Source organism: Providencia sp. PROV208 (genome assembly GCF_028479465.1).
Lineage (GTDB): Bacteria > Pseudomonadota > Gammaproteobacteria > Enterobacterales > Enterobacteriaceae > Providencia > Providencia alcalifaciens.
In genome coordinates, this window is sequence record NZ_JAMPNS010000010.1 from 72,488 (window position 1) to 84,507 (window position 12,020).

Here is a 12,020-nt window from a genome sequence, read left to right on the forward strand (position 1 = left end):
CGCTAGGCGGTCACTATTTTTTGCGTTCTCTGCTATCATGCAACGTAGTCAAAAATGTGTAGTTACAAAAAAGAAAATAAAGGAGCCGGGATGAACGATAAATCCCCCGAGCAGAACAAACCAGAACTGCTGACTGAACAAGTCTCCACTGTTTTGGCTTCATTTACACACCCAACTCTCAAGCGCAATCTGATTTCAATCAAAGCATTGCATCGTTGTGCGCTGTTGGACAATGTGTTGCATGTCGAACTCGTTATGCCATTCGTCTGGAAAGGTCCATTTCAAACGCTGATCAGCGAAAAAACCGCTGAATTAAAGCAATTGACAGGTGCCCATGCCGTAGAATGGAAATTACGCCACGATATTACCACTCTCAAACGTGCTAATGACTTACCAGGCATTAACGGGGTGCGTAATATTCTTGCGGTCAGTTCAGGCAAAGGTGGTGTGGGTAAATCCAGTACCTCTGTGAACTTAGCGTTAGCGTTGGCACAAGAAGGGGCTAAAGTGGGTATCCTTGATGCGGATATCTACGGACCTTCAATTCCTAACATGTTAGGAACGACTCTGGAGCGTCCAACGTCTCCAGATGGACAACACATGGCGCCAATTATGGCGTATGGCTTAGCGACTAACTCTATTGGTTACTTAGTGACTGATGACAACGCGATGGTATGGCGTGGTCCAATGGCGAGTAAAGCCTTAATGCAGATGCTGCAAGATACCTTATGGCCGGATCTGGATTATCTGGTCATCGATATGCCACCGGGAACCGGTGATATCCAACTGACTCTGTCACAAAATATTCCAGTGACAGGTGCAGTGGTTGTGACCACGCCGCAAGATATTGCCTTAGTAGATGCGATGAAAGGGATTGTCATGTTCAAAAAAGTGAACGTGCCAGTGCTGGGTGTTGTTGAAAATATGAGCGCACATATTTGTAGTAACTGTGGTCATGTAGAGCCTATTTTCGGTACCGGTGGTGCAGAAAAATTGGCTGAGAAATACAACACTAAACTGCTAGGTCAGGTTCCGCTGCATATTTCATTACGTGAAGACTTAGACCGTGGTCAGCCAACCGTAATGCGCGACCCTGAAGGCGAGTTCGCTGATATCTATCGCGAAATTGCGTCTAACATCTCTGCATTGATGTATTGGGAAGGGGATAAGATCCCGACGGAAATCTCTTTCCGCGCTGTGTAATTAAGCTGTCTTGATAAAGGGCTATTTAGTAATAATGACTAAGTAGCCTTTTTTATTGCCATAAAATCTGATTCCTTGATTGTTCTGATTTCTTCTCAAACAGTTCCTTTATTATTACGGGCTGAGTAGAATGACCGATAAATAAAGTTCCAAGCCTGAAAATTAGCGAGATTGAACATTCAGTCTTTATTCTGATGGCAAATGCCTAAAAGGTGATTATGAAATTTTTAATTTTTATTGTCGTACTGGTGCTGATCGTTATTTATTTTTATAACCGTATCGTTGCACTACGTGAAGCGGTGGTTTCTAGCGAAACAGAGATTTCTGTGCAATTAGATCGCCGCGGTAAGGTGTTTGATAGCTTATTGGCAACAGTCAAAAAATATTTAAGCCATGAAACGGAAGTCTTTACCAAAATCACTGAACTCAGAAGCCAAGCTCAGAATGCGACAGGGGATAAAGCTCGAGAAGCAGAGGATGCATTATCTAAAATGGTGAGCAGTGGTGCTATTAACGTAGCGGTTGAAGCGTATCCAGAGCTGAAATCTGATGCAATTATGGCAAACTTGCAAGAAGAGATCGTCTCTTCTGAAAATAAACTTTCTTTCGCAAAACGTGGTTATAACCGCTCTTTAGAAACATATAATGCTTATATTGCCTCTATGCCTGCTGCATTAATTGTTGGCATTATTCCTAGCCTAAAAATCAACAAAGAGTATTGGCGTTTAGACGAAGCTGATATCAAAACGGAAGAATCTCGTCGTATTAACTTCGATTAAATGGATGTTGCCATTGGCAGGGTTTAATTATGGATTTTAGAAACGTTATACGTAAAAACAATATCCGTACTCGGTTAGTTGTGATGAGTTATATTGTTTTGATGCTAGTCATTGGTTTGCTGGCAGATACGGCAACACACCCAGATGAGCGAATGGACTTCGCAGCTAATCTGATCGCATTTGCGACATTACAACAACTGCCTGTGGCAACGTTTATTATTCTTGGGCTGACATTTCTAGGTTTACTTTATATTCATTTCTTTGGGCATAAATTGATGCTTGCAGGAATGAATGCGACGGAAATCACCCAAGAAGGAGCTTCAACCCCGGAAGAAAGACAGCTATTCAATATTTTAGAAGAGCTCAGCTTAAGTGCGACATTACGCTATGTGCCGCGTCTGTATATTTTAGATACAGATGAACCCAATGCATTTGCCGCAGGGTGGAACCAGCGTAATGCGTTAGTTGGGGTGACTCGAGGATTATTGCAAACGCTAAATCGTCAAGAAGTTCAGGCCGTAATGGCCCATGAAGTAGGGCATATTATCCATGGCGATTCTAAATTAACATTGTATGTGGGAATTTTAGCGAATGTTATTTTGACGGTAACGAACGTTTTTGCTCAATTATTTATTCGTTCAGCAGGGCGTAGTCGCAATAATTCAGCAAACAAGGCACAGACAATCTTATTGTTGCTAAATATCCTATTACCGATTATTACGAAAGTGCTCTATTTTTATTTATCGCGTACTCGAGAATATATGGCAGATGCTGCCGCCGTGGATTTAACGTCAGATAACCAAGCGATGATCAGTGCATTGAAGAAAATTTCGGGGGATCATCAAAAGCATGATTATGATGATGAAAGTACTGGACAAGCGTATCGTCAGGCGGCATATATCTTTAATAAAGGTGACTCTGTTTTTTCTACCCATCCTTCCATTGAGAATCGAATTGCAGCCTTAGAAGGGCGTAAGCAGTTTTAAATCGAAGATAATAAATAATCGGTGCGTTTTTTATCAGTCTTTGACGAGATAGGCTGGTACAGCGCACCATTACACCCTATAATTCCCGCCAACCATAACACTTCGATGTTATGCATTTCATTTCTAAAATTTTTAACCAGGTTACCATTTTATGACTGACACATCGCATCACTGTACCATTGTAGGTATATCTGGCGCTTCTGCATCTGGCAAAAGCCTTATTGCAAGCACCTTATATCGGGAATTAAGAGAAAAGGTTGGTGATCATAATATCGGTGTTATTCCAGAAGACTGTTACTATAAAGATCAAACAGATATTCCTATGGAAGAACGACTCAAGGTGAATTACGACCATCCAAACTCCATGGATCATAGTTTACTTTATGAACACCTCAAATCACTGAAAAGTGGTCAAGCCGTCGAAATTCCTCAGTATGACTATGTCGCTCATACTCGCAAGCAGCAAACCGTCAGTTTTAAACCGAAAAAGGTTATTATTATTGAAGGTATCCTATTATTAACAGATAAGCGTTTACGCGAAGAGATGGATTTCTCTATTTTTGTGGATACTCCGTTGGATATCTGTTTAATGCGTCGTATTAAACGTGATGTTAATGAAAGAGGAAGAACATTAGATTCCGTCATTGAACAGTACAATAAAACAGTGCGTCCAATGTTCTTACAATTTATTGAACCATCGAAGCAATATGCCGATATTATCGTACCTCGTGGTGGTAAAAATCGTGTGGCAATTGATATTTTGAAAGCGAAAATTGGTGAATTCTGTCAGGACTAATCGCCTCGAATATCACCAGCGATAAGCTGCCATGAATATATAAAATAATGAAGGGGGAAAGTGATCATGCGTCTTTGTGACCGCGATATAATTCAGTGGATGGATGAAGGTCGACTTGTTATTAGCCCACGTCCGCCCGTTGAAAGGATCAACGGAGCGACTGCGGATGTTCGTCTTGGGAACCAATTTCGTGTTTTTCGTGGACATACAGCGGCATTTATTGACCTTAGTGGACCAAAAGATGAAGTGAACGCGGCGCTAGACCGTGTAATGAGCGATGAAATTGTTCTTAAAGAGGACGAACCTTTCTTCCTTCATCCTGGCGAGTTGGCGTTAGCTGTTACGCTAGAATCGGTTACGCTACCCGACAATTTAGTGGGGTGGTTGGATGGTCGCTCTTCTTTGGCGAGACTAGGGCTAATGGTCCACGTCACGGCTCACCGGATTGATCCCGGTTGGCGTGGACAAATTGTGTTAGAGTTTTATAATTCAGGTAAATTACCTTTGGCATTGCGCCCTGGCATGGTAATTGGTGCTCTGAGCTTTGAGCCATTATCAGGCAGTGCTGATCGCCCTTATAATAGCCGACAAGATGCAAAATATAAAAACCAGCAAGGTGCCGTTGGCAGCCGTATCAGTGAAGACTAGCTGATACGATAACAGGTGAGCTCGCCTCTTCTATGGAGTTTGAAGAGGTAAGCAGTCGCTAGCGTCAAGGAATGACAGGCGAAGGGCGTAACAAATAAAGTAAAAGAGAGGGATGAATGAAACGGTTTTTAACGACGCTGATTATTTTACTTGTGGTGGTAGTCGCTGGGCTAACAGCCTTAGTGATGTTAGTGAATCCGAATGACTTTAGAAGCTACCTCGTTCAACAAGTTGAGAAGAAAAGTGGTTACCAACTTGATTTCAAAGGTGATATGCGTTGGCATGTATGGCCAACATTAAGCATTATTACCGGTCCTATCTCGGTGATAGCACCTAACGCCAGTCAGCCTGTTTTAAGTGCAGATAATATGCGCTTAGATGTTGATTTATGGCCATTAATCTCCCATCGCTTATCTGTTGAGCAAATTGTCATTGATGGTGCGGTGATCCGAAAAACACCAGAAAGTGAGCCTGTTGCCACAGTCAATACCCCAGTTGCTCCAGGTGGCAGCCAAGTACCAGCAGACACATCCGATAAGAGCAAATGGTTATTAGATATCAGTAAGATTGATATCACCAACAGCTTAGTTATTTGGCAAACTCCGAAAGACGAATACAATTTACGCAATATTAATTTGTCACTGAAGAAAAGTGACGATAAACAAGTTGCGCTGAAATTCAGCGGTAATTTAAATAAAAACCAGCAAGAATTTAATTTTGATATTAAATCAGATATCGATTTATCTAAATTATCTCAGCAAGTGAGTGGGAAAATTACTCAGTTTGATTACCAACTCAGTGGTGTTGATTTACCTGAAAATGGGATTAGTGGCAAAATAATCTCAGATTTTCTGTATACAAAATCTAATTCAGGTGCAATTAGCCTTGATAACATCTTCATTCAAGCGAATGAAAGTGAATTAACAGGAACAATAAGCGCAAATTTAACTGATATTCCAGATGTGAATGTTAATTTATCCTCGCCTTCTTTGAATCTCGATAGATTAATTGGGCAAGCTCCTGCGGCAGGTAAATCTAATACAGCCAGTGCCGCATCTGAAAATACCGTTAGTAATAATGAGCGTGTAGGAGTCAAACCGGTGATTTCTGGTTCCAACATGCAGAAGTATGATTTAACGGGGCTGAACGGGTTTACTGCTCAATTTAATGTTTCAATGGATACACTGATTTACCGCGGTATGTCGATGACCGGGGTAAAAATTAAGGGTGATAACCAAACACCACGTTTAACCATTTCTCAGTTAGAGGGCAATGCGTTCGGTGGGCAATTCTCACTGCCCGTAACCATTAACTACAGCGCTATTCCTGCGCAGGTTTCGGCAAAACCTGTATTTAGTAATATTAATCTTACTCCGGTATTAAAGGCATTTAGTATGCCTGAAAAACTGAGCGGGATTATCTCATTAAATGCCGCATTATCCGGTATTGGCTACGATGATTATGCGGTTAAAAATCAGTGGCAAGGACCGGTTAATTTTGAGCTACGCAACGCTAAATTGGCGGATTTAAACATTCCACAGTTGATCCAACAATCGGTGTCCCGTTTTACTAATAAAATCAATATGCCAACAGATACCAATAGTTTCACAGAAGTGGATTTATTCACGGTGTCGGGATATCTCAATAAAGGGAATATGAATATTTCCTCTCTTAAAGCAACGTCTTCACTGTTGAATATTACAGGGCAGGGGCGCGTGAATATACCAAAAGAAACCATCGATGTTAATTTAGGCGTAAACATTCTCGGCGGATGGGCTGGTGACTCTCGTTTAGTTCAGCAGTTGCGTAGTATGAATATTCCACTGCGTATTTACGGTGGTTGGAATAACTTACAGTATCAATTGGATGTGGAAAAATTACTGCGTAATGAGCTACGAACTCAAGCTAAAGAAGCAATTGGTAACTTTTTGAAAAAAGAAGAAAATAAAGGGTTGAATGATTTATTGAATGCGTTGTAGAGACGGTAATTTACAGCATTTATTTATAAACCGCTTTTAACCATACTAACTAAAAGCGGTTTAGTCATTAATCTCGGTAATTACTTAGATTCATTTTCAGTAAAATCATGTTCTCTTTGTTTTCTAGCCACGATTTCTTTAAAAAATCCTTTTGACCGGATATTTTTGCCTTTCTTTTGTTCTGCTACCAGTTCTTGAGAGTTAGAGCTAGATTTTTATTTTTTAATTTATGGTACGAGTAGCTTTAGTTATTTAGCTCAGATTCTGAAGGTCTTTGATTGTTTTTCTTAGCATGGTTATTTCTGTCTTTATATTTTGACCAATGGGTAAATCATTTGTGTTTAAATGTTGCGTTGAAAGATTTTTTTTAGTCAGAACAGTATCACTTATAGAGGATATGAGTGCATTGGCTTTATTATGAAGATCTTCCTTATGAGTGGCTTTTTTATCCGTAATGACTTTAGGATATGCTTGTGAATCATTTTTTACATTATTTGCGGCACGAGCAAACTCAGTAGTTTTACTTTGCTGGTCAGTGATGCTGACTCGGCGAAGATGAATGTATGCGATATTATTAATATTATCCATTATAGCGGCTCCATTAAAGATTGATTATTAAACATATTTAATTATTCAATGAGTCAATGATCATTTCTTTAAAAAAACGCTACTACATTTGAGGTATAACGATTGCGATGGGAATAGATAAAAAAATACCGGCTCTATATGACAATAGAACCGGTATTCAATCTTATATTAATCGTAACTAGTCATCGACATAGTCGTAGCCATCACCCACAGGTGCAGGTGGTGTAATCAAGACTTTATTAACGCGATGGCTATTCACCTCAAGAGGTTGGAAAATACAGCCATTGATTTCGACTTGCTCACCCACTTCAGGGACGCGTTGTAAATGTTCCATTAAAAGACCAGCAATAGTTTCATACTCACGCTTATCATCCAGCTCCATTGGGATATACATAATTAAATCTTCCAGTGGCATAAAGCCATTGGCAATCCATGTACCATCGTCCAATTTTTGAATGTCATGGCGGGAGTCATTTTCTTCATCACCAACAGGTAAGTTACCTGCGATAGTTTCCATCACGTCAGTCAAGGTAACGATACCTTCAACAGAACCAAATTCATCCACAACAAACGCAAAGTGTGTATGCGCTTTACGGAATTGTTCTAACGCTTTTAACAGTGATAAACCTTCAGGGAAAATAAGCGGTTGAGTGACCAATGCTCGCAAGTTCAGTTGTTCACCGCTAAGCTGCTGCTTCACTAAATCCAGCACATATACCACACCAATTGGGTCGTCACTGATACTTTCATCGACAACAACAAAACGAGAGTGTGGATTTTTCTCCATTAGGTCAATGAGTTCAGCGGAGGATTTATTAATATCCAAATAATCTACGTCATGGCGGGACGTCATAATACTTTCTACGTTACGTTGCGCCATACCCAGCACACGAGCGATCATTAAACGCTCTTGAGGGTCGAAAACGGATTGGTTATCTGAAATTAAATCAGAGGTTCTCGCGTCTAATTCACCACGTTCAGCTTTACCGCTTAAAATGCGCAATACGGCTTCTGCGGTACGTTCACGTAGAGGGCGGCTGCCTTTTAAGAATTTACGGCGGTTAAACTGCGCAAACTGGTTAAGCACCTCTATCATGATAGAGAAACCAATTGCCGCATACAGGTAACCTTTTGGAATGGCGTAACCAAAACCTTCAGCCACTAAGCTGAAACCAATCATCAGTAAGAAGCTTAAGCATAGAATGACGATGGTAGGGTGTGCGTTAACGAAGTTGGTCAGTGGTTTACTTGCCCAGATCATTAACATCATGGCGATAGTCACAGCGGCAACCATGACACCGATATGGTCAACCATACCGACAGCGGTAATCACCGAGTCTAATGAAAATACCGCATCCAATACGATAATTTGCGCGACAACAGCCCAGAAATTGGAGGTTTTACGTTGGTTATTGGTATGCTCGTCTTTTCCTTCTAACCGCTCGTTTAGCTCCATCGTGGCTTTAAACAAGAGGAATATCCCCCCGATAAGCATTATCAGATCTCTGGCACTAAATGGATGGTTAAATAGCGTTAGAATCGGTTGAGTTAGCGTGATCAGCCACGAGAGGCTGAATAATAGAATAATACGCATAACCAGGGCACACGTTAACCCTGTGATACGAGCTCTATCACGCAGTTTAGCTGGGAGTTTATCGGCCAAGATGGCGATAAAAACGAGGTTATCAATACCAAGAACGATTTCAAGAACGATTAGGGTAGCTAAACCCGCCCAAATCGAAGGATCTGCGATCCATTCCATACAGTTTGTTTTACCTTCTGATATGACGGCTTATACCGACGGATGAATAATGAGGTTTGTTGACAGAAATATCAATAAAAATTCATCCAAGTAGCGTGATATTTGACAAAAAATGATTCGATTAGTTTATCGATTGCATCAATAACTACCATGGAGCATCATCCTGAGTTAACATGTGATCCCGTTAACAGAATGTCAGCACAATCGAGGCTGACTTGGTCCTAATCAGACAGGAGTTTTTCATGTCAAAGCAGCAGATTGGTGTTGTCGGAATGGCTGTCATGGGTCGCAACTTAGCCCTAAATATCGAAAGCCGCGGTTATTCAGTATCGATTTTTAACCGTTCAAAAGATAAAACAGATGAAGTCATTGCCGAAAATCCAGGGAAAAAATTAGTTCCCAACTACACGATTGAAGAGTTTGTCGACTCTCTGGAAAAACCACGCCGCATCCTGTTGATGGTTAAAGCGGGTGAAGCAACGGATAAAACCATTGCTGCATTAACGCCACACTTAGACAAGGGTGACATTTTAATCGATGGTGGTAACACTCTGTATAAAGACACGATCCGTCGTAATCGTGAACTGTCTGAACAAGGATTTAACTTCATCGGTACGGGAGTTTCCGGTGGTGAAGAAGGAGCATTGAAAGGTCCTTCAATTATGCCTGGCGGACAAAAAGAAGCTTACGAATTAGTTGCACCAATCTTAAAAGAGATCGCAGCAAAAGCGGAAGGCGAACCATGTGTGACTTACATTGGTCCAGATGGTGCTGGTCACTACGTGAAAATGGTTCACAACGGTATCGAATACGGTGATATGCAGCTCATCGCTGAAGCTTACTCTTTATTAAAAGGTTCACTGAACCTGAGCAATGAAGAATTAGCGGACATTTTCTCTGAGTGGAACCAAGGCGAGTTGAGCAGCTACCTGATTGAAATTACGGCAGATATCTTCAAGAAAAAAGATGAAGATGGTAAGTATCTGGTTGATGTGATTTTAGATGAAGCAGCTAACAAAGGTACAGGTAAATGGACTAGCCAAAGTGCTTTAGATCTTGGCATCCCACTGACCTTGATCACTGAGTCTGTCTTTGCTCGTTATCTTTCTTTCCTGAAAGATCAACGTGTTGCTGCATCTAAAGTATTAACGGGTCCTGCACTGAAAACCGTTGAAGGTGATAAAAAAGCCTTTATCGAGAAAGTCCGTCGTGCGCTTTACTTAGGTAAAATCGTTTCTTACGCTCAAGGTTTCCAGCAATTAAAAGCGGCGTCAGATGAATACAACTGGGATCTGAACTACGGCGAAATCGCGAAAATCTTCCGTGCTGGCTGTATCATCCGTGCGCAGTTCCTGCAAAAAATCACTGATGCTTACAATGACAACGCGCAGATTGCAAACTTACTGTTAGCACCTTACTTCAAACAAATCGCAGATGAGTACCAACAAGCTCTGCGTGATGTTGTCTGCTACGGCGTACAAAACGGTATCCCAACACCAACATTCTCAGCGGCTATTTCTTACTACGATAGCTACCGTTCAGCGGTACTGCCTGCGAACTTGATTCAAGCGCAGCGTGACTACTTTGGTGCTCATACTTATAAACGTACTGATAAAGAAGGCGTTTTCCACACTGAGTGGATGGAATAAAGATAAACCGTTAGGCTATCTTCCATAAGTGAAAAAAGGTGCTCAATTGAGCGCCTTTTTTATTTTTAGCTTTTTATACACTTTCAGACTTCGAGTATTTCTTTCCTCACGCTTTTCCCGTTGAATACCCAGACAAAAATAGATTAAAAAAACAAAATAGGTATTTCACAGCATGAAATCCAAAACGATAAGTTCAATGGTAGTCGGTGTCACTCTTCTCGTTTCGATAGCGCTTATTTCAGGAATGGTATTATCGATGAACGACGAGCCGTATCATGAAATCGACAGTAAGGGTGAAAAAGTCGGTTACAGTATTTACGTTATTTATCATGATAAAGTTTATGCGAGTGTACCGAGCAATGGCTTTTATCTGATGAAGGATGCCGATCCTGCGAGTTTTAAATTATTACCGGAAGGTACTTATTATGAGCACCAGTTTGCGATAGATAAAAATCATGCCTATTGTGGGAACTTGGCAATCCCTGCATTTAATCCTAACAGCGTAAAATCGCTGGGAAATAACTATTTTACGGATGGAAATCAGACCGTATATTGCTCAATGGGCTCAGTAAGGAATTATGAGCTTTCAACAATGGATGAATTATTTCAGTCTTGGTTATATGGTTGGGATTTAGGGGATAAACCGCAAACTTATATTTACCCGATGAAACCACTTCCTGCATCATCGACGCCATATCAATCATTATTGTCACGTTATTTGGCAACTGACGGACAGCGCATTTTTTATCAAGGGGAATATATGCCAGATGCGGATCCTGCGACCCTACAGGATATTGGCTCCCTTCAGGATGATGATTCCGTGAGGGATAGCCTTCATTTTTATCGGGATAATCTTAATGTCTATTATGACCAATATAAATTGCCAATAAAGAGTCATTCTGGTTTATACAGCTTGATATTGGACGGGTTATTTCAAGAAGGTTATTTGATTGATCCGCAATCTGGCAATGTGGCGATGAATGATATTTTATTTCCTGAGCAACACGCGCCTTATCAGCTAATAAGCCGTCATAGTCAGCATGTGAATCAAGCCCTGTTTTTGTCGAGAGATGGCGTATTTTTCTATCATAGAGAAAAAGAAATTATTGTTCGCGCGGGAGCGAATCCATTTATTGACGGTGAATTAAAAGAAATTGCACCTTTAGTGTTCACTCATAATAACCAAACGTATTATCTACAGGATTCCGAGATTTGGGGAACCAATAAAAATCCGGGGTTAATTTCACGGAGTACAAAAATATATCGTTTCAATGAAACGAATAACTCACCATGGGAAAAGGTGGGTGATTTAGATCATCGTAGATTTGGTCAGGTATGGAAAAAAGGGGATGAATATTATTATTTTGATAATTTAGGCTCCACTCAATTAATTCGATATACCATTTATCGAGTAGATAACCAGCGTACCGTGAACCGTTTATTGAATGAAAAGTTATTACCAAGAGATATTCGTGTCTTGATTGATAATGATGATTTACAGCCGATAAGAGGCACCGAAGTGGTTCATGCAATTACCAAGTATCGATAAGATTCGATATCTATACAGAAATTCTGATATTATCGATAGCCATTTTCGAAATCGTTATCGATAACTCACCTGCTCAGAATC

General features: G+C 40.7%; 10 protein-coding genes. 8 read left to right on the top strand and 2 right to left on the bottom strand.

The window, feature by feature from the left end; all coding sequences use genetic code 11:
- The first annotated feature begins 90 nt into the window (after positions 1-90).
- The 6 genes from apbC (at position 91) to asmA (ending at position 6,391) form a co-directional block, all read left to right on the top strand.
- Positions 91-1,203 carry an iron-sulfur cluster carrier protein ApbC gene (gene apbC, locus PR766_RS08220; protein ID WP_006662269.1) on the top strand — a complete coding sequence of 371 codons (1,113 nt, stop codon included), beginning with the start codon at positions 91-93 and terminating at the stop codon, positions 1,201-1,203.
- 218 nt (positions 1,204-1,421) lie between these two features.
- A complete protein-coding gene (locus tag PR766_RS08225; protein ID WP_006660137.1) occupies positions 1,422-1,982 on the top strand; it encodes a LemA family protein in 561 nt (186 codons plus the stop codon).
- Between the two features lie 29 nt (positions 1,983-2,011).
- Positions 2,012-2,968, top strand: a complete 957-nt coding sequence (gene htpX / locus PR766_RS08230) for a zinc metalloprotease HtpX (protein WP_154636175.1) — start codon at positions 2,012-2,014, stop codon at positions 2,966-2,968.
- A gap of 151 nt (positions 2,969-3,119) precedes the next feature.
- Entirely contained in the window at positions 3,120-3,764 is a 645-nt protein-coding gene (gene udk / locus PR766_RS08235) for a uridine kinase (RefSeq protein WP_006660135.1), read from the top strand.
- A gap of 66 nt (positions 3,765-3,830) precedes the next feature.
- Positions 3,831-4,412 (top strand): dCTP deaminase, encoded by a 582-nt coding sequence (dcd, locus tag PR766_RS08240; protein WP_006660134.1) that lies wholly within the window; start codon positions 3,831-3,833, stop codon positions 4,410-4,412.
- A 116-nt stretch (positions 4,413-4,528) separates the two neighbouring features.
- Entirely contained in the window at positions 4,529-6,391 is a 1,863-nt protein-coding gene (gene asmA / locus PR766_RS08245) for an outer membrane assembly protein AsmA (protein WP_036979630.1), read from the top strand.
- Between the two features lie 252 nt (positions 6,392-6,643).
- On the opposite strand, the gene PR766_RS08250 is transcribed toward asmA, so the two are convergent.
- Together PR766_RS08250 and PR766_RS08255 are read right to left on the bottom strand one after the other, a co-directional pair.
- A complete protein-coding gene (locus PR766_RS08250; RefSeq protein ID WP_036974567.1) occupies positions 6,644-6,979 on the bottom strand; it encodes a hypothetical protein in 336 nt (111 codons plus the stop codon).
- 178 nt (positions 6,980-7,157) lie between these two features.
- Positions 7,158-8,741, bottom strand: coding sequence for a TerC family protein (locus PR766_RS08255; protein WP_006660131.1), 1,584 nt, complete (start codon positions 8,739-8,741; stop codon positions 7,158-7,160).
- Positions 8,742-8,983: 242 nt separating this feature from the next.
- Between PR766_RS08255 and gndA the strand changes: the two genes are divergently transcribed.
- Positions 8,984-10,390, top strand: a complete 1,407-nt coding sequence (gndA, locus tag PR766_RS08260) for an NADP-dependent phosphogluconate dehydrogenase (RefSeq protein WP_006660130.1) — start codon at positions 8,984-8,986, stop codon at positions 10,388-10,390.
- 172 nt (positions 10,391-10,562) lie between these two features.
- Positions 10,563-11,939 carry a DKNYY domain-containing protein gene (locus PR766_RS08265; protein ID WP_006657672.1) on the top strand — a complete coding sequence of 459 codons (1,377 nt, stop codon included), beginning with the start codon at positions 10,563-10,565 and terminating at the stop codon, positions 11,937-11,939.
- Positions 11,940-12,020: the final 81 nt, after the last annotated feature.

Bases quoted from the DNA above. Each gene is read 5' to 3' on its own strand.
- apbC (WP_006662269.1), top strand. From the start codon at position 91: ATGAACGATAAATCCCCCGAGCAGAACAAACCAGAACTGCTGACTGAA.
- PR766_RS08225 (WP_006660137.1), top strand. From the start codon at position 1,422: ATGAAATTTTTAATTTTTATTGTCGTACTGGTGCTGATCGTTATTTAT.
- htpX (WP_154636175.1), top strand. From the start codon at position 2,012: ATGGATTTTAGAAACGTTATACGTAAAAACAATATCCGTACTCGGTTA.
- udk (WP_006660135.1), top strand. From the start codon at position 3,120: ATGACTGACACATCGCATCACTGTACCATTGTAGGTATATCTGGCGCT.
- dcd (WP_006660134.1), top strand. From the start codon at position 3,831: ATGCGTCTTTGTGACCGCGATATAATTCAGTGGATGGATGAAGGTCGA.
- asmA (WP_036979630.1), top strand. From the start codon at position 4,529: ATGAAACGGTTTTTAACGACGCTGATTATTTTACTTGTGGTGGTAGTC.
- PR766_RS08250 (WP_036974567.1), bottom strand. From the start codon at position 6,979: ATGGATAATATTAATAATATCGCATACATTCATCTTCGCCGAGTCAGC.
- PR766_RS08255 (WP_006660131.1), bottom strand. From the start codon at position 8,741: ATGGAATGGATCGCAGATCCTTCGATTTGGGCGGGTTTAGCTACCCTA.
- gndA (WP_006660130.1), top strand. From the start codon at position 8,984: ATGTCAAAGCAGCAGATTGGTGTTGTCGGAATGGCTGTCATGGGTCGC.
- PR766_RS08265 (WP_006657672.1), top strand. From the start codon at position 10,563: ATGAAATCCAAAACGATAAGTTCAATGGTAGTCGGTGTCACTCTTCTC.